The following is a 17,247-nucleotide window of genomic DNA, read 5'->3' as shown; positions in this document are numbered from 1 at the left end:
GTCCCCTTTGACGCCCGGGTGCCGCGGGCGGTTGCGGGCTTCAGGGGCGGGGTGCCTTGGTGAGGTGAGGGGCGGCCTGGGGGTGGGGCCAGGGGTGGAGGTGGGGTGGGGTTGTGGTGTAGGCGGCTCGGGTGAGGGCTGGTTGGGCCAGGGCCTTGTGGTGCCACATGCTCGTCAGCAGGGCCTGTTCGCGTGCCGCGAAGTCCTTCGCCGGGCGGCCCTGCGTTGCCTGGGCGCGTAGCAGGGCCAGGGTCGTTGCCGAGCGTGTGTAGTCCGTCACCGCGCGGCGGGCCTCGTCGCCGTGGGCGTGGCCGGCCAGGGTGCGGGCGAGCTTGCGGGTGCGCAGGGAGGAGAGGGCCACCGGTTCCGCGGGGACCAGCCAGCCGGCGTGGGCGTAGGCGGGGAGGTGGTCCCGTACCGTGCGGAGCTTTCCGCCGCGGGACCAGACCGCCAGCCACACCAGCAGCCCGAAGACGGGCGCCATGACGAAGGCGTACGCGCCGAGGAAGACGTAGCCGTTCATCACCGCCGAGCCGTTCCACAGGGAGTGCAGCGCTATCGCCAGCAGCAGGCCGGCCGCCGGGAGGAGTACGCGGCGTATTCGCTGCCCGGCGAGCGTCACGGCCGCCAGGCCGAAGCCGATGCCCGCCATCGCCGTGAACAGCGGGTGCGCGAACGGGGAGAAGACGATGCGGGCCACGAAGGTCACGGTCACCGTGGCCAGCGGGCCGGAGTCGCCGAACATCTGGTTCTCCTCGTACGCCCTGCCGAGGTACAGGATGTTCTCGGTGAATGCGAAGCCCGTGCCGATGATCCCCGCCAGCACCAGGCCGTCTACCAGGCCCGCGAAGTAGTGCCTGCGGAAGAGGAACAGCAGCAGGATCGCCGCCGCCTTCGCCGACTCCTCCACCACCGGCGCCACGACCGCCATCCCCCACAGGTCCGCCTCCCGCGACGACGCCGTGGGCAGGCCGGTGGCTATCCAGCGGGCCGCGAAGGTGTTCGCCAGCATCGCGACGAGCGTCGCGGCGAAGGCGCCCCAGGCGAACGCGAAGATCCGGTAGCGCCACGGGCCGGGCGCCACCCGGTCCAGCCACAGGAAGCCCGCGATCAGCAGCGGCACCGGCAGCAGCGCCAGCCCGCCGCCCACGAGCATCCCCTGCGTGCCGGTCTCCGACCACACCAGCGCCAGGATCGCCAGGCCCGCCAGCGTCAGCACGGCCGTCACCGCGCCTATGCGTACGCCCCGCCTGCGCCAGAATCTCCTGCGAGGCGCAGGCGGCGCGGGCTCCGCGGGTTCGGCCGGCCCTACGGGTTCCGGGTGCACGTCTCCGTACACCGGGCGCGGGCCGAACCCCTCGGGCTCCCGCGGCCGGGACACCAGCTCAGCGCCTTCGTACCGCACCCCTCGACCCTAGCCAGTCCGCCCTTCGCGCGCGACGGGCTATTCCTCACGGATGCGGCGGAAGAGCAGGTCGTTCACGATGTGCCCCTTTCCGAGACCCTGCCCCTCGAAGCGCGTACGCGGGCGGAAGTCCGGCCGCGGCGCGTAGCCGCCCGGATGGAGGTTCTCGAAGTGCGGCGACGCCTCCAGCGTCTCCAGCATCCACTCCGCGTACGGCTCCCAGTCCGTCGCGCAGTGCAGCACGGCACCCGGCGCCATCCGCGACGCCGCCAGCGCCAGGAACTCGGGCTGGATGAGCCGGCGCTTGTGGTGCCGCTTCTTGGGCCACGGGTCCGGGAAGTAGATCCGCATCCCCGCGAGCGCGCCGGGGCGCAGCATCTCGCGCAGCAGGATGACGGCGTCGCCGTTGCCGATGCGTACGTTCGTCAGGCCCTTCAGCTCGATGAGCCGCAGCAGGTTGCCCTGCCCGGGGGTGTGGACGTCGACGGCGAGGATGCCCGTGGCGGGATCGGCGGCGGCCATCTCCGCGGTCGCCTCGCCCATGCCGAAGCCGATTTCGAGGACGACGGGGAGGCCGCCGAAGAGGTCGTCGAGATCGAGGACGGAGGCGCCGTCGATGTCGAAGCCCCACTTCGGCCAGAGCCGCTGAAGGGCCTCGCCCTGCGCGAGGGTCACGCGACTGCGGCGTGGGACGAACGAGCGGATACGGCGCTCGTTGTGCGGCCCGGCGGGGGCGGGGGCGGGGCCGTCGGGGAACCGGGGCTGGGGACGATCGTGCTGATCGGGGTGGTCGGACACAGTGCCTCCATTTTACGGAGGCCATGAACCCGGTCGCGGGCGGTCCCCTGCCGGTCACAGCAGGGCGAGCGTCCTGCGGGCGATCTCCCTGCCGATCGGCAGCGACGCGGTCGCGGCCGGGGACGGCGCGTTCAGGACGTGGACCGTGCGCGGCCCCGTCGCGAAGCGGAAGTCGTCCACCAGGGAACCGTCCGGCAGCACCGCCTGCGCCCGCACCCCCGCCTGCGCCGGGCGCAGGTCCTGCTCATCGACCGCAGGCAGCAGCCGCCGGACCGCCTCGGTGAACGCCCTGCGGGAGAGGGAGCGGCGGACTTCGCCGGCGCCGTAGCGCCAGTGGCGGCGGGCGATGCGCCAGCTCCCGGGGTACGTGAGCGTGGTCGCGGCGTCGCGGGGGCTGAGGCTCGTACGGGTGTAGCCCTCCCGGGACAGTGCGGGGACGGCGTTGGGGCCGAGGTGGACGGCGCCGTCGATGCCGCGGGTGAGGTGGACCCCGAGGAACGGGAACGCGGGGTCGGGGACGGGGTAGACGAGGCCGCGGACGAGGTCGGCGGCGTGCGGGGCCAGCTCGTAGTACTCGCCGCGGAACGGGACGATGCGCAGCCCGGGGCGGTCGCCCGCGAGGCGGGCGATGCGGTCGGAGTGCAGACCGGCGCAGTTGACGAGGACGCGGGCGCGGACGATCTCGCCGGCCGCGGTGCGGACGGCGAGGGCGGGGCCGGCGGTGCCGCCAGGGCGGGCGCCGGCGTCCGGGAGCGCGGCGTCGGAAAGGACGGTGTCCGGGAGCGCGGCGTCAGGAAGGGCGGCGTCCGGGAGCGCGGCGTCGCCGGGGCCGGTGGCCGCACCGGGGCGGCCGGTCCCGGCGGCGGCCGGGCGCGCCCCGCGGGCGGTACGGGCCGGGCCCCCGCCCGGCCGTCTCGCGATCACCCGTACCTCCGCCCCGTACCGGACCTCCGCGCCCGCCTCCCGCGCCAGCTCCCCCAGCCTCCGCGCCACCGCCCGGAAGTCGCACACCCCCGTCGTCGCCACGTGCAGCGCGGCCAGCCCGCGCACCTGCGGCTCGTACTCCCTGATCTGCGCCGGCACCAGCTCCCGCACCGGGATGCCGTTCTCGCGCCCGCGCTGGGCGAGGGCGTGCAGGCGCGGCAACTCGTCCCGGTCCGTGGCGACGACGATCTTCCCGGTGACCGCGTGCGGCAGCCCGTGCCCGGCGCAGAACTCGACCATCTCGGCGGCTCCCTGCACCGCGTAGCGCGCCTTGAGCGAGCCCGGCCGGTAGTACAGCCCGCTGTGGATCACGCCGCTGTTGCGCCCGGTCTGGTGCTGCGCCGGACCGGGCTCCTTCTCCAGGACCAGGACGCGGATGCCGGGGGCGGCACGGGTGAGTGCGTAGGCCGTGGAGAGTCCGACGATGCCGGCGCCGATCACGAGCACGTCGCAGTCGTCGGCCATGTCACCTCCGGCAGGGGTCGGCCCCATCATCCCCCGTCCGGCTGGGCGCCCGCCAACCCCATCTGGCCAATCCCGGCGCCGCAGAGGCCCTTGACACCGCTCCCGTCTCCCGCCGGACCCGGCACCCGGTCCCGGACCCGGGACACCCGACCCCGGACGCCCGGCTCGCCCCCGCAGCTCCTTACAGCGTCAGCCGCGGCGGCACCCCGCCCGCCACCGCGCGCTGCCGCGGCGCCGCGTCGCCCGTCCAGCACGACCCGCGCCGCATCAGCAGCCGCTGCAGCCACAGTTCCGTCGAGACCAGTTCCGCCAGCCCGCCCAGCGGCAGCGGCTCGCCGTCCGCCGCCGCCCGCAGGGCCTTGCGTACGACCCGGCCCTCCACCAGCCCGGCGTCCGCCAGCAGCGGCCGGTGGAAGAGGTCGGCCAGCTCCGTCGAGGCGCGGCGCAGGCCGATGCGCTCCGCCGACGCCGCTGCCGCCGCGGGGCCGGTGGTCGCGCCCCAGCCCGGCGGCAGTCCGCGGATGCCCGCGCCGTCGAGCACGGCGCCGAGGATCGCCGCCCGCGCGCCCGGCTGGACGCGCAGCGCCTCGGGCAGGGCGCGGCAGGCCCGTACGACCTGGTTGTCGAGGAAGGGGGCGTGCAGCCGCTGGAACCGGACCTCCGCGGCCTGCTCGAAGACGCGGTAGTCCGCGCCCAGTTCCGCGAGCGCGGCGGCGGCGCGGCGCTCGCCGGGGCGGCCGGTGCCGTCGCCGTTCGCCGTGCCGGAGGAGCCGCGGAGCCGCACCGACACCTCGGCCAGTGCCTCGCCGGTCAGCCACCGCGCCGCAGCTCCCGGCCGGCACCAGCTCAGCGCGGCGAGGGACGCGTCGAGCGCGCCGCGACTGCGCCCGGGCGCCGCGCCCAGCGCCCCCGCGGGGTCGTCGAGGAGCGCCTCGGCGCCTTCGGTGATGCCTTCCCAGTACGTCGTACGGGCGAGCCGGCGGGCGGCGCGGTAGACGGTCAGCGGCGCCAGCACGGACCCCTCGGCGCGCGCCAGCGCCGTGACGGGCCGGAACAGGGAGCGCCGCCGGCGGTCCAGCAGCAGGTCCGCGAGCCGGGCCGGGTGCGCGTCGAGGACCTCGCGGGCGCCGACGCCCACGAGGTGGTCGGCGCTGCCCGCGGTCAGCCGGCGCCGGTGCCGGGCGGCGGCGACCAGCGAGGGCCCCGGCTCGTCCGTCAGCGGCATGCTCTCCAGATCGGCGTACGGCAGCGCCGTCTCGCCCCCGGCGACCACCACGTGGTGCAGCCGCGGGTTGGCGGCGATGCTGCGGGCCCGCTCCAGCTCGGCTTCGTCGGCCCGCGCCGTCAGGTCGTTGAACGTCACGGCCACCAGCCGTTCGCCCTGTCCGGGGCCCAGCCCCGGCGGCGTGCCGGGTGCCCCCGGCAAGCCGGCGGCCAGCAGCGCGAGGGTGCCGGAGGCGATGCCTCCGGAGAGGTCGGCGCCGATGCCGGGCGCGGGGCCGCGCGCGGCGCGCCGGTCGGCCGGGCCCATGCCGGGGACGGGGCCGGGGTCGAGGCCGCCGTAGCCGGGTTCCGGCGCGTGGCGCGGGGCGGACAGCCGGGCGCGTACGGACTCCACGAGCGCGTCGCGTACGCCTTCCACCGCCGGTTCCGTCTCCAGCGACGGCGCCGCGACGGCGAGGGACGCGCGCGGCTCGTAGCCGGCGATCTCCTTCGCGCCCTCGCGGAGGATCAGCGCGTGGCCGGGCGGCACGCGGTGCACGCCGGCGTAGGGGGTGCCGTCGCCGAGGGCTTCGGGCACGTCGGGGCAGGCGAGTTGGGCGGCGAGGTGGGAGACGTCCAGCTCGGCTTCGATCAGGTCGGCGAGTGGCAGCGCGGCGGTCGCGTACGCCGTGCCGCCGTCCCAGGCGGAGTGGAAGACGGGGCGCGCGCCGGCGAGGTCGCCGAGGACGGTGGTGCGGCGGCCGACCTGTGCCACGGCGGTGTATCCGCCGGACCAGGCGGTCAGGTGCCGGACGGCGCCGCCGCGTGCGGACAGAAGGCCCGCGCGCAACTGGTCCTCGCTCGCGCCGCAGATGCCGAAGACCGCCAGCCGGATCAGCGGCGCGACATCGACGACGCGGATCTCGTCCGGCCGCCAGTCGCCGACCGCCCACAGCGGATCGGCGCCGCCCCAGACGAGCTGGGCGCCGACGGGATGGAGGTCGTAGTCGTCGGGGGACTGGGCACCGTCGAGAAACGAGGGCGCGGCGGCGGAACTGCTCCACCCCACCAACCACCGCATCCGCGCCTCCTCTTGGGCAACTGGGGACGTACCGGCATATGCCAAGCGAGCACGGCGAGCCGGGCGATCGGCATCAACTCCGCCGCGCTCAGGGCGTACTGCCGCTTCGTCAGGACCAATGCTGCCACGAGAGGGGCGCATGTGAGTGGATGCCGTCGTGCGGGAGTCTGCCCGTCACGGCCGGAAGCGCCCCCGCGGCGCGCCGCCGGCAGCCCGCGGCCCGGGCGGAGGAGCGGGCGGACGAGCCGGCGGAGAAAGAGGATCAGAAGGCTGTACGAGATCCGCCCCCGCTCCGTCCGGAACCCGGTGCGCGTGGCCGGGCGGTGCCCGGACTCCGGTGCGAGCGCCCCGTACGCCCGGATCTACACCCGCCGCGAGGGGCGTCATTCGGCCATTCTCCGCGCGGCGCAATCATGGTCAACCAAGCCCGCCGCGCGGGCTCGTGTGGTCCGGGAAGCGTCCCGCGCTCCCCGGACCGTGAGCCGCCGCCCGCGGGGATGAATGACGGCGGAGTTCCCCAGGCCCGCCGCTTTCCCAGGCACGGCGAGCCGACCCACGGACAACCAGCCAAGCGTGCGCGGCCCTGTGCGGGCAGAGCGCACGTACGGCGCACCGCCACACGGCCCCGGAGCACGCGCGCTGCAATCCCGCCATCCGGAAACATTCCTCTTAACGGTCGGGATCCGGCGAACTACGCTGGGTGCATATGCGACCCGGCCGGATCCCCACCTGCCGGACGGGAGCCGTCGGTGGTCGAGGGGTGTGCATGTCCAGGACGCCACGCGGGCCGAACGAGAAGCTGGGCCACATGCTCGCGCTCGCCGGGATCAGCAACGCCGGACTCGCCCGCCGGGTCAATGACCTCGGCGCGCAGCGCGGCATGACGCTTCGGTACGACAAGACATCGGTCGCCCGCTGGGTGACGAAGGGGATGGTCCCGCAGGGCGCCGCACCCCACCTGATCGCCACCGCCATCGCCGGCAAGCTCGGCCGCCCCGTGCCCCTGCACGAAATAGGGCTGGCCGACACCGACCCGGCGCCCGAAGTCGGCCTCGCCTTCCCGCGCGACGTCGGCGAGGCGGTGCGCTCCGCCACGGAGCTGTACCGGCTCGACCTCGCCGGGCGGCGCGCCGGCAGCGGCGGCATATGGCAGAGCCTCGCAGGATCCTTCGCCGTCAGCGCCTACGCGACCCCCGCCTCCCGCTGGCTGATCACGCCGGCCGACGGCTCGGTCGCCCGCGGCCTCGACGGCCTCGACCCTCTCCAGGCGCCCGCCGCCGACGGTTCCGGGCCGCGGCGCGTGGGGCACAGCGACGTCGCCAAGCTGCGCGACGCGGCGGAGGAGGCGCGTCGCTGGGACTCCAAGTACGGGGGCGGCGACTGGCGGGCGTCGATGGTGCCCGAGTGCCTGCGCGTCGACGCGACGCCGCTGCTGCTCGGCGCGTACACCGACGAGGTCGGGCGCTCGCTCTTCGGTGCGACGGCGGAACTGACGCGGCTCGCCGGCTGGATGGCCTTCGACACGGGCCAGCAGGAGGCGGCGCAGCGGTACTACATCCAGGCGCTGCGGCTGGCGCGGGCGGCGGCGGACGTGCCGCTCGGGGGGTACGTCCTGGCGTCGATGTCGCTGCAGGCGACCTACCGCGGCTTCGCCGACGAGGGCGTGGATCTCGCCCAGGCCGCGATCGAGCGCAACAGGGGGTTGGCGACGGCGCGTGCGATGAGCTTCTTCCACCTCGTCGAGGCGCGGGCGCACGCCCGCGCACAGGACGAGCCGTCCTGCAGCACGGCCCTGGCGGCTGCGGAGAGCTGGCTGGAGCGGGCCCGCGAGGGCGATCCGGACCCCGCCTGGCTCGACTTCTACGCCTACGACCGGCTGGCCGCCGACGCCGCCGAGTGCTACCGCGACCTGCGGGTGCCGGTGCAGGTGCGGCGCTTCACGGAACAGGCGCTGGCACGGCCGACGGAGGCGTTCGTACGCTCCCACGGGCTGCGGCTGATCGTGGCGGCGGTCGCGGAACTGGAGTCGGGCAACCTGGACGCGGCGTGCGCGCAGGGCACGCGGGCGGTGGAGGTCGCGGGCAGGATCTCCTCGGCGCGGACGACGGAGTACGTGAAGGACCTGCTGGCACGGCTGGAGCCGTACGGCGACGAGCCGATGGTTGCGGAACTGCGCGAGCGCGCCCGCCCCCTGCTGGTCGCTCCGGCGTAGAGGTACGCGTCCCGGAGTGCGCGGCTACCGGCAGTCGATGACCGAGTCGGCCCAGTCCACCAGCAGCGGGGTGTGGACGGGGTGCCGCGGATCCGACTCCAGGCGCAGGGTTTCTGTGCCCGACGGCAGGCCCACGTCGACCACGGCGGCCTCTTCGCCCGCCCCGACCCAGTCCGAGTGCCACAGCCGGGCGTCGTCGCCGTAGACGCTGAACCTGGCCGCGCCCCGGCGGTACATCGCGTCGTCGATGCCGGCCGCCGACCGGTAGCGGGTGCAGGCGCGGTTCAGCTCGATCGTCAGCGACGATTTCGCCTGCACCGTCACGCCGTGGTCGTACGTCCGGCCGCCGGCGTCCACCTCCTCGCGCTGCCACCACCAGCCGCTGCGGCCCACCACGATCTCCGGCTCCGTGCCGTCGCCGAAGAGGTCGGTGGCCAGGGCGGCCAGCCGGTACGGCTCGGCGGGCGGTGGGGGCGGTGGCGGCGAGGGCTGTGTGCCCGGCGGTGGGGCCGGCGTGGGTACCGGGGGCGGCGCGGGTGCCGGGGTGGGGCCGGGACCGGGGGAGGACTGCTCCGGGGCCGGGCTCGGAGTGGGGGTCGGGGTCGGCGTCGGGGTGAGCTCCGCCGGGTCCGGGTCCGGGTACGGGGCGGGGGGCGGGGGAGTGGGCTCCGGACTCTTCCCGGGCGCCGGCGGCGGTGCCGGGGCCGAGGGGGCGGGCGGGCCGGCGGCCGGCTCCTTCCCGCCGCCGTCGGAGAGCACGAGCGCCAGCGCCGCTGCCGTCGCCGCCACGATGATGCCCGCCGCCGCCGCGGCCTTGACCGGCGCACCGATCCCCTCGCCCGCCGCCCCGGCACCGCCGGCCGCGCCCGAGCCCGCCCCGGTCCCGGCGCCGCTCGCCGCACCGGCGCCCCCTGCACCAGCGCCCCCCGCCGCCCCCGCACCCGTGCCGACAGCCGCGAACCCGGCGGACTTCGCCGCCGCGGCCGACGCGAACCAGCCGACCACCGCGACCGGAAGCAGGGCGCTGAGCCGGGAGTTGACGTCCGCGACCTCCAGCGCCGCCGTCCGGCACCGCGCGCAGCCGTCCAGGTGCTTGCGCAGCCCCCGTTCGGCGCGCATCCGCAGCCCGCCGCGGGCGTACGCGCCGAGCCGGTCCGCGTAGCGGGCGCAGTCGCCGCCGGCGGTGAGCGCGGTCGAGACGTGCGCCTGGAGGTACGCCTGCTTGAGTCCTTCGCGGGCGCGGTGCGCGAGCACGGCCGTGGCGTTGGCGGTGAGGCCGAGCAGCGGCGCGACCTGGCTGGGCGACTCCTCCTCCACCGTCGTGTGCCACAGCACGGTCTGCCAGCGCTCGGGCAGGCTGCGGAACGCCTGCACCGCCATCGACTGCTCGGCCTCGTGCATGGCGTGTACGTCGGCGCCGAGGCCGCTGTCGTCGGAGACCGGCCGCGCGGCCCGGGTGGCGAAGGCGGCGAAGTCGTCGACGAGTTGCTCGCGCTTGGCGGTCCTCGCCCAGGCGGCGGCGACGCGCCGCACCGTGGTCAGCAGGTAGGCCCGTACCGCGGTCTCCGGCCCGGCGCCGCCGCGGACGGCTTGCAGCGTGCGGGCGAACACCTCGGCGGTGAGGTCATCGGCGGTGTGCGGGTCACGACAGCAGGTGCGCGCGTACCGGAGGACCGCCGGGGCGTGCCGCTGGTACAGCTCCTCGTACGCGCTGTCGTCGCCCGTACGCATCCGGGCGACCAGCTTCGTGTCGGAGGGCAGGGGGCCGGTGACCCCCTCGTCCCGCCGCTCACGCTGCCTCGGGATGGCCCCCACGGCCTCGTCGGCGTCATCGCCGGGTGAGCCGCCCGCCGGCGGCGGCGAGCCGCCGGAGGTCCCGCCGTCCCTGGCATGCCCGCGATCGTCCCGATCGTCAACTGCCATGCCACAAGCCCCCGTAGACGCACATCCCGCCGGTCATCGGTGAGCGTGTCACAACGGGCCCTGCCTGCCGCAGCGTTGAACGGCCAACCACCCGTTGGGGGGTTTTCCCGGGGCGCGACGCACTCCGGCCAGGCTTTCGGGGTAAGCGCCCGTCCCGCTTGACGGAGGGCCGGTACGCCGCCCGAAGACGTCGCCCCTCCGGTGGTGGACACCCTGACGAGCGACCCCGTCAATACGGACCACCGCCGACGGGGCCACCCGTCAAGGGGAATCGCCACCGGGCCCGTCAGGGCGCGCCGGGACACAGCCCGGCGCGGCCCCGGCGGGGCGAGCCGGCGCGCTCAGCCCTCCGCGTGGGGCCGCAGTCCGTCCAGCAGGATGTCCAGCAACCGCGCGGACGCGACCGCCTGCTGCTCCGGGTCCGGCAGGGACGGCGCCGCGGTGGCTATCACCAGCAGGACGTCCGACACCGATACGTCCGCGCGCAGCGACCCCGCGTCCCGGGCGCGGGCGACCAACTGCCCGACCACGTCGAGCAGGGCCGCCGCGTCCGCACCGCCGACGCTCGCGCTCTCCGCGGCGCCCTCGCCCGCTCCGGCGACCGCACCGGCCTGCGGCGCTCCACCGTCCGGCGAGGGCCGCTGCTGCGGCACCCGCGGCTCGTCCTCCGGCGCCTTCGCCGTCACGCCCAGCACCTGCGGCGGCAGCAGCCGCCCGGCGCCGGAGTCGACCGAGGCGCGGAGGAAGCGGGCCAGCGCGGCCCACGGCTCGTCCTCCTGCTGCAGCGCTGCGCGCGCCTGCTCGGTCAGCCGCGCGGTTTCCGCCTCGGCGATGCGCTTGACCAGGACCTCTTTGCTCGGGAAGCGGCGGTACACCGTGCCCACGCCGACCCTGGCGCGGCGGGCGACGTCCTCCATCGGGGCGCCGTAACCCAGCTCCCCGAAGACCTCGCGCGCGGCACGCAGAACGTGCTCCAGATTGCGCTGCGCGTCGACCCGCAGCGCCGATCGGCCATTCGTCGGCAGTTCGCCCGAAGTGCCCGATCCGGTCATATTTGCTGACAGACGACTGCTCTGAGCCTGCATCTCTGTTTCCCCCGGTTATGACAGTCTCCCCCCGGAGACTCCCCACCCTGCTTACCGGAGTGCGTCTGGTCGGCCACTCCGGCTCGTACGAACATAGTTCAGCAGAAGTCAAGAGAGAAGGGGCTGTGGATAAGGATCCGCCGCGGGTCGGGCACCTCGGGCGCCGGAAATCCTTCCCGCGACTGTGGACAAAAGTCCGAACGCGGTGCGTCATGGGTGTTCCGAGGTCGCCGTCGGCGTCCTCGACCCGGGCCCGCACCGGCTGCGGCGCGCGGCGAGGCCGGGCCCCGGGTGGGACCCCAGGCAGGAGGTTGCCCATGACGGATCCGACGCGCGTGCTCGTCGTCGGTGGCGGCAACGTCGGGATGGCCGTGGCGATGCGGCTGCAGAAGCGCCTCCGCGCGCAGCTCAGGAGAGGCGCGGCGCAGATCACGCTGGTCGCCCCCGACCCGTACATGACCTACCAGCCGTTCCTCGCCGAGGCCGCCGCCGGCTCCGTCCAGCCGCGCCATGTCGTGGTGCCGCTGCGCCGCGTGCTGCCCCGCTGCCGCGTGCTCGCCGGGCGCGTGACGTCCGTCGACCACACCAAGCGCACCGCCTGCGTCGACACGCTCGCCACCGAGGAGACCGGCGAGCCGCCGCTGGAGCTTGCCTACGACCACCTCGTGCTGGTGCCGGGGTCCGTCTCCCGGGTGCCGCCGGTGCCGGGGCTCGCCGAGTACGGCATCGGCTTCACCTCGATCGAGGAGGCCATCGGTCTGCGCAACCACGTGCTCGAACAACTGGACATCGCCTCCTCCACCCGTGACGCGGCCGTCCGCGAGGCCGCACTGACGTTCGTGTTCGTGGGGGGCGGCTACGCCGGCGTGGAGGCACTCGCCGAGCTCGAAGACATGGCGCGTTACGCCACCCGCTACCACCCCGGCGTACGCCCCAGGGACATGCGCTGGATCCTCGTCGAGGCCACCGGCCGCATACTGCCGGAGGTCGGCGACCGGCTCGGCGAGTACGCCGTACGCCGTCTGCGCGAACGCGGCGTCGACGTACGCCTGGGAACCCGCCTGTCGAGCTGTACGGACCGCGTCGCCCAACTCGACGACGGCGCCCGCTTCCCCACCCGCACCCTCGTGTGGACGGCCGGCGTCCGCCCCCACCCCGTCGTCGCCGCCACCGGCCTGCCCCGCAACGCACGCGGCCGCCTGCTGTGCACCGCCGGCCTCCGCGTCGAGGGCGAGGGCGCCGTCTGGTCCGCCGGCGACGCGGCAGCCGTACCGGACCTCACCGCCGGCGAGCCCGGCGCCGTCTGCGCCCCCAACGCCCAGCACGCCGTCCGCCAGGCCCGCGTGCTCGCCGACAACCTGGCCGCCGCCCTGCGCGGCGCACCCCCGCGCGACTACCGGCACCGCTACGCCGGCTCCGTCGCCTCACTCGGCCTCCACAAAGGCATCGCCTATGTATACGGCCACCGGCTGAAGGGTTACCCTGCCTGGCTCATGCACCGTGCGTACCACCTAGGCAAGCTCCCCACCGTGGGCCGCAAGGCCCACGTGCTCGCCGAGTGGACGCTCGCCGGATTGTTCAAACGGGAGATCGTCGCCCTCGGCTCGCTGGAACACCCCCGGGCGGAATTCGAACTCGCCACCCGGTCGGGTCGCGGCCCTGACGGCGACTGAGGCGAGGCATGTGACCATGGACGGGCACGAAGCGGCACGGAGCGAAACGAACGACCAACGAGTGGACCTGGGACTGGCTCGCTTGAACTTCACGCGCTGGAGCCCCCGGCTCCCCGGATCCCCGCGCCGCACCGCCGCCGCGCGGGGGTTCCGCGGTGCCGTCCCCTCCGCCCGCGCCGGGCGGCAGGGCCGTCGCGCCACGGCGGAACCGCCTCCCGGAGTCGAGCCGGGTGCCGACCGCGGCGGCCCGGCGAGCGGCAGCGGCGACGCGGGCCCGGAACCCGATACGGAACACGACGCCGACCCCGGAATCGAGCTGCCCGTCAGCGCCACCCTCGGCCGGCTGCCGGCACCCGTCGCGGTCGTCCACGGCCCCGACCACCGCATCGCGTACGTCAACGACGCCTACGCCGCCGTCTTCGGCGCCCGCTCCCCGGGCCGGCCCGCCCGCGACGCGCTGCCCGAACTCGCCGAGCTGGGGCTGCTGCCGCTGATGGACCAGGTGCTGCGCAGCGGCACCCCGCGCACCGTCAAGGCCCGCCGCGCCCCCGACGCCCGCTCGTACACGTTCACCTGCAGCCCCATCGACGTCGGCGAGAGCGGCGGCGTCCTGGTCTCCGCCGCCGACGTCACCGACCAGGTGGAGGCCGCGGAGCGGCTGCGCGCCGGCGAGCGCATGCAGCGCGAGGCCGCGGTGGCGCTGCAGCGCAGCCTGCTGCCGGAGAAGCTGGAGCACCCGGACGACCTGCGGGTCGCGGCCAAGTACCAGCCCGGCGGCACCGACGCCGCCGTCGGCGGCGACTGGTACGACGTCATCACCCTCGGCGCCGGCCGCACGGCGATGGTCATCGGCGACGTCATGGGCCGCGGCGTCCGCGCCGCCGCCGTCATGGGGCAGTTGCGCACCGCGGTACGCGCGTACGCCCGCCTGGACCTGCCCCCGCACGAGGTGCTGCAGCTCCTCGACGGCCTGGCGTCGGAGATCGACCCGAACCAGATCGCCACGTGCGCGTACGCCGTCCACGACCCGCACGAGGGCCGCCTGGTGCACGCCTCCGCCGGCCACCTGCCGATCCTCGTCCGCGACGCGGACGGCACCGTGCGCCGCGTCGACGAGCCCACCGGGCCCCCGCTCGGCACCGGCGGCTGGGTGCACAGCTCCGCCGAACTGCCCTTCCCCCCGGGATCGACGGCCGTCCTCTACACCGACGGCCTCATCGAACGCCGGGGGCAGGACATCGAGGAGGGCGTGAACGCGCTCGTGAGCGCGTTCGCCGGTGCCGCCGGCGCCCCCGGAGTCGTCTGCGACCGGCTCATCCGCTCCCTCGGCGTCACCGCGGAGCACGACGACGACGTCGCCGTGCTGGTGCTGGAGCATCCCCTGCGCGACAACGGCGAGGCGGAGCTGTTCCGGGGCGCGGCGCTGGACCTCCTCGGCGGCGTCGAGGCGGCACCACGCGCCCGCGCCTTCGCGGACGGCGTCCTGGCGAGCTGGCGCTTCCCGGCGGAGCTGCGCGAGCTGGGCGTGCTGGCGGCCAGCGAACTGGTCGCCAACTCCCTGCAGCACGGCTCCCCGCCGATGCGGCTGCGCCTGCGGCGTACGGACCGCAGGCTCATCGTCGAGGTCACCGACGGCGACGACCGCCTGCCCCGCCGCCGGCAGGCGGAGCCGGGCGACGAGACCGGCCGCGGCATCTCCATCGTCGCCACGATCGCCTCGACCTGGGGATCACGCCGCACCCTGGGCGGCGGCAAGGCGGTGTGGTGCGAGTTCGCCCTGCCGGACGAGCGCAGCCGCGCAGGGCGCACACGCGGCGGGCCGCGCCCGCGCGGGCCCGGCCGCTAGGCCGCCTGCACGGGCGCCGGCTCCGCCCCGGCCGCCGCCGGCTTGTGGGAGGCCACCTGCACGGTGCCCGCGAGGCGCGGGCAGTCCTGCACCGGCGTCAGCCGCTTGCCCAGCCGCAGCCCCATCACCGTGATGCCCAGCGAGCACACGACGAGCATCGAGAGGTACGCCCCGTACGCGCCGGCCCCGGCGAGCAGCCCGCCGACCGCGGGCCCGATCGCCAGTGCCAACTGCTTGACCAGCGCGAACACCGAGTTGTAATGCCCGATGTGTGAACTCGGCGCCAGATCGGCCACCAGCGGTGCCACGGTCGGCGACAGCATCGCCTCGCCGAATCCGAAGAGTGCGTACGTCGAGATGATCGCCGCCGTCGCCACCGCCTGCCCGCCGGCGGCCCATCCCGAGGCCCCGGCCACCAGCCACGCGCACGTCCATATGAGCCCGACCGCGGCGATGACCCGGCTGCGCCGCCGCCGCTCCACGAGCCGCAGAACGGCGAACTGCGCGACGACGATCACCGCGGTGTTCGCCGCCAGCGCGACCCCCAGCGTCGACGGGGAGATCCCCGACACCTCGACCGCGAACGCCGACAGACCCGACTCGAACTGCCCGTAGCAGGCGAAGAACATCACGAAGCCCAGCACACACAGCCACACCATGGCCCGGTCCGCGAGCAGCACCCGCCACCGCCCCCGGGCACCTCCGCCGGCCGGCACGGCCTCCGCCGCCCGCGCCCCACGCGGCAGCCGCACCGTGGCGACCACGGCGCCGAGCACCAGGAACATCGCCGACTCGATGGCGAAGAGCCGCACGAACGACCCCGCGTGCTCCTCGTCCACGAGCAGCCCCCCGAGCAGTCCGCCGACGCCGAGCCCGAGGTTGTTCAGGAAGAACTGCGTCGCGAACGCCCGCGACCGCGTCGCCGTCGTCGAGCACCAGACGATCATCGTCGCCAGCGCCGGCTGGATGACCGCCATCCCCGCGCCCATCACCAGCGTCGACGTGAGCACCATCGACGCCGTCGAAGCCAGGCCCAGGGACAACGCCCCGGCCGCCGCCGCGACCGTGCCGACGAGCGCCACGGGCAACGGCCCCCGCCGGTCGATGAACCGCCCCGTGAAGGGCAGCACGAACAGCGCGGCCATGGCGAACCCGGCGAGCGCGACACCCGCCGTGGTCGAACCCAGGTCCCGTACCCGCGATACGTACAAGAACGTGTACGGCACCGTGAAGCCGCTGCCGAAGGCACTCAGCGCATTGCCCACCTGGATCCGGCGGAGAGCCGTCGTGCCGGTCTCGCGTGTCACTCCTCACCCCACCCATACACACGTGCAACCCGGCGCCCGCGAGCTACCGGGTCGAAGACTTCGATGCTAAAGTTCAAAGCTAAAGACTACATGACTGAGAACTTCGACGCGAACGAGAGAGGTGGAATACTGCGCGCCATGTCCGACAGCGACACCCCGGCCACCGAAGCGGAGCCGACGCCCACGCAGGAGCTGCGCTCGCTCGACGAGCAGATCGCGCTCTACCAGCGGGAGTTCCACGACCTCGACCCGCAGGTCGAGCAGATCGTCTCGGCCCTGAGCCGCCTCAACCGCCGCATGACCGTCGCCTACGGCCGCCACCTCTCCGACATCGGGATCAACAGCGCCGAGTGGGAGGTGCTCAAGGCCCTCGTCCTGGCCGGCGCTCCCTACCAGCTCGGCCCCGGCGAACTCGCCAAGCGCCTCGGCCTCACCCCCGCCGCCATGACCCACCGCATCGACCGCATGGTCGCCGCGGGCCTGGTCACCCGCGAACGCGACGAGACCAACCGCGTACGCGTCATCGTCGGCATCACCGAGCTGGGCCGGGACAAGTGGTTCGCGGCCATGCGCATGGGCACGGAGTGGGAGGGGGACCTCCTCCAGGACCTCACCCCGACCGAACGCACCCTGCTCGGCGAGCTGCTGACCCGCCTCCTCCGCCGGGTGGAGGACGCGCAGCCCGACGCGACCGGCCGACTGTCTGATTTGGACTAGTGCTGATCGCGCTTGACACAGGACGGTCGGCTCCGTAATGTTCATCGGGTTGCCCCGGGGCCTGTCTGGTTCTGGAGTGCGACGGTGGCCGTCCCTGAGGGACGGCTCGTGCCATCTACTCGCAGTGTGATCGACTCCCTTTCGCCGGGGTTGGTTCGGCGTGCCCGGGTTTTTTCGCCGGGTGCCGGATTTTGCGGCGGCGGGACAATCCGCTACGGTTATGGAACACCGAAGGGAAACGCCCGGAGAAGCCCGGTGAGGGTTTTGATGGAAGTGTCCGTTCTTTGAGAACTCAACAGTGTGCCAAGTAGTCGATGCCAAGTGTTTGATGTAGTGACACAGCAGTAAGCGAGGCAGACTCGTTTCTGTGATGCTGCTACGGGGGCTCGGTTTTTCGGAGCCTCTTCAGGTATGCATTTACGGAGAGTTTGATCCTGGCTCAGGACGAACGCTGGCGGCGTGCTTAACACATGCAAGTCGAACGATGATCCGGTTTCGGCCGGGGATTAGTGGCGAACGGGTGAGTAACACGTGGGCAATCTGCCCTG

The 17,247-nt window shown here is 74.5% G+C and carries 11 protein-coding genes and 1 rRNA gene; 5 read left to right on the top strand and 7 right to left on the bottom strand.

What is annotated here, in order from left to right; translation table 11 throughout:
• Positions 1-40: 40 nt before the first annotated feature.
• The 4 genes from I003_RS0125625 to I003_RS0125610 form a co-directional block, all read right to left on the bottom strand.
• Entirely contained in the window at positions 41-1,228 is a 1,188-nt protein-coding gene (locus tag I003_RS0125625; protein ID WP_486584383.1) for a PrsW family intramembrane metalloprotease, read from the bottom strand.
• Positions 1,229-1,444: 216 nt separating this feature from the next.
• The gene (gene trmB, locus I003_RS0125620; protein ID WP_027774124.1) at positions 1,445-2,203 is read right to left on the bottom strand and encodes a tRNA (guanosine(46)-N7)-methyltransferase TrmB; all 759 of its coding nucleotides are present in this window, start codon (positions 2,201-2,203) and stop codon (positions 1,445-1,447) included.
• A 54-nt stretch (positions 2,204-2,257) separates the two neighbouring features.
• Complete coding sequence (lhgO, locus tag I003_RS0125615) at positions 2,258-3,652, bottom strand: L-2-hydroxyglutarate oxidase (RefSeq protein WP_027774123.1); 1,395 nt, start codon at positions 3,650-3,652, stop codon at positions 2,258-2,260.
• A gap of 181 nt (positions 3,653-3,833) precedes the next feature.
• Complete coding sequence (locus I003_RS0125610) at positions 3,834-5,936, bottom strand: asparagine synthase-related protein (RefSeq protein WP_027774122.1); 2,103 nt, start codon at positions 5,934-5,936, stop codon at positions 3,834-3,836.
• Positions 5,937-6,702: 766 nt separating this feature from the next.
• On the opposite strand from I003_RS0125610, the gene I003_RS0125605 reads away from it, so the two are divergent.
• Entirely contained in the window at positions 6,703-8,148 is a 1,446-nt protein-coding gene (locus I003_RS0125605) for an NsdA family TPR-like regulatory protein (RefSeq protein ID WP_027774121.1), read from the top strand.
• 24 nt (positions 8,149-8,172) lie between these two features.
• Here the strand turns inward: I003_RS0125605 and I003_RS0125600 are convergent, their stop codons facing one another.
• Together I003_RS0125600 and I003_RS0125595 are read right to left on the bottom strand one after the other, a co-directional pair.
• Positions 8,173-10,071 (bottom strand): sigma-70 family RNA polymerase sigma factor, encoded by a 1,899-nt coding sequence (locus I003_RS0125600; RefSeq protein ID WP_027774120.1) that lies wholly within the window; start codon positions 10,069-10,071, stop codon positions 8,173-8,175.
• A gap of 341 nt (positions 10,072-10,412) precedes the next feature.
• The gene (locus I003_RS0125595) at positions 10,413-11,123 is read right to left on the bottom strand and encodes a TetR/AcrR family transcriptional regulator (protein WP_027774119.1); all 711 of its coding nucleotides are present in this window, start codon (positions 11,121-11,123) and stop codon (positions 10,413-10,415) included.
• Between the two features lie 350 nt (positions 11,124-11,473).
• Here I003_RS0125595 and I003_RS0125590 point away from each other — a divergent pair, with 350 nt between their 5' ends.
• Positions 11,474-12,829, top strand: a complete 1,356-nt coding sequence (locus I003_RS0125590; RefSeq protein WP_027774118.1) for an FAD-dependent oxidoreductase — start codon at positions 11,474-11,476, stop codon at positions 12,827-12,829.
• An 82-nt stretch (positions 12,830-12,911) separates the two neighbouring features.
• A complete protein-coding gene (locus I003_RS33195) occupies positions 12,912-14,675 on the top strand; it encodes a SpoIIE family protein phosphatase (protein ID WP_051368479.1) in 1,764 nt (587 codons plus the stop codon).
• Here I003_RS33195 and I003_RS0125580 read toward each other — a convergent pair.
• Entirely contained in the window at positions 14,672-15,982 is a 1,311-nt protein-coding gene (locus I003_RS0125580; protein WP_027774117.1) for an MFS transporter, read from the bottom strand. The two genes, I003_RS33195 and I003_RS0125580, sit on opposite strands and share 4 nt — an antisense overlap.
• Before the next feature lie 138 nt (positions 15,983-16,120).
• Here I003_RS0125580 and I003_RS0125575 point away from each other — a divergent pair, with 138 nt between their 5' ends.
• Positions 16,121-16,699, top strand: coding sequence for a MarR family transcriptional regulator (locus I003_RS0125575; protein WP_027774116.1), 579 nt, complete (start codon positions 16,121-16,123; stop codon positions 16,697-16,699).
• Between the two features lie 416 nt (positions 16,700-17,115).
• Positions 17,116-17,247, top strand: a 16S ribosomal RNA gene (locus I003_RS0125570); the annotation flags it as partial.

This window comes from Streptomyces sp. CNQ329 (assembly GCF_000482585.1).
Note: the sequence above shows the minus strand (reverse complement) of the source record. Positions and strands in the feature narration are given on the sequence as shown.

Excerpts from the sequence above, each read along its gene's own strand:
- lhgO (WP_027774123.1), bottom strand. The coding sequence starts at position 3,652 with ATGGCCGACGACTGCGACGTGCTCGTGATCGGCGCCGGCATCGTCGGA.
- I003_RS0125610 (WP_027774122.1), bottom strand. The coding sequence starts at position 5,936 with ATGCGGTGGTTGGTGGGGTGGAGCAGTTCCGCCGCCGCGCCCTCGTTT.
- I003_RS0125605 (WP_027774121.1), top strand. The coding sequence starts at position 6,703 with ATGTCCAGGACGCCACGCGGGCCGAACGAGAAGCTGGGCCACATGCTC.
- I003_RS0125600 (WP_027774120.1), bottom strand. The coding sequence starts at position 10,071 with ATGGCAGTTGACGATCGGGACGATCGCGGGCATGCCAGGGACGGCGGG.
- I003_RS0125595 (WP_027774119.1), bottom strand. The coding sequence starts at position 11,123 with ATGACCGGATCGGGCACTTCGGGCGAACTGCCGACGAATGGCCGATCG.
- I003_RS0125590 (WP_027774118.1), top strand. The coding sequence starts at position 11,474 with ATGACGGATCCGACGCGCGTGCTCGTCGTCGGTGGCGGCAACGTCGGG.
- I003_RS0125575 (WP_027774116.1), top strand. The coding sequence starts at position 16,121 with ATGTCCGACAGCGACACCCCGGCCACCGAAGCGGAGCCGACGCCCACG.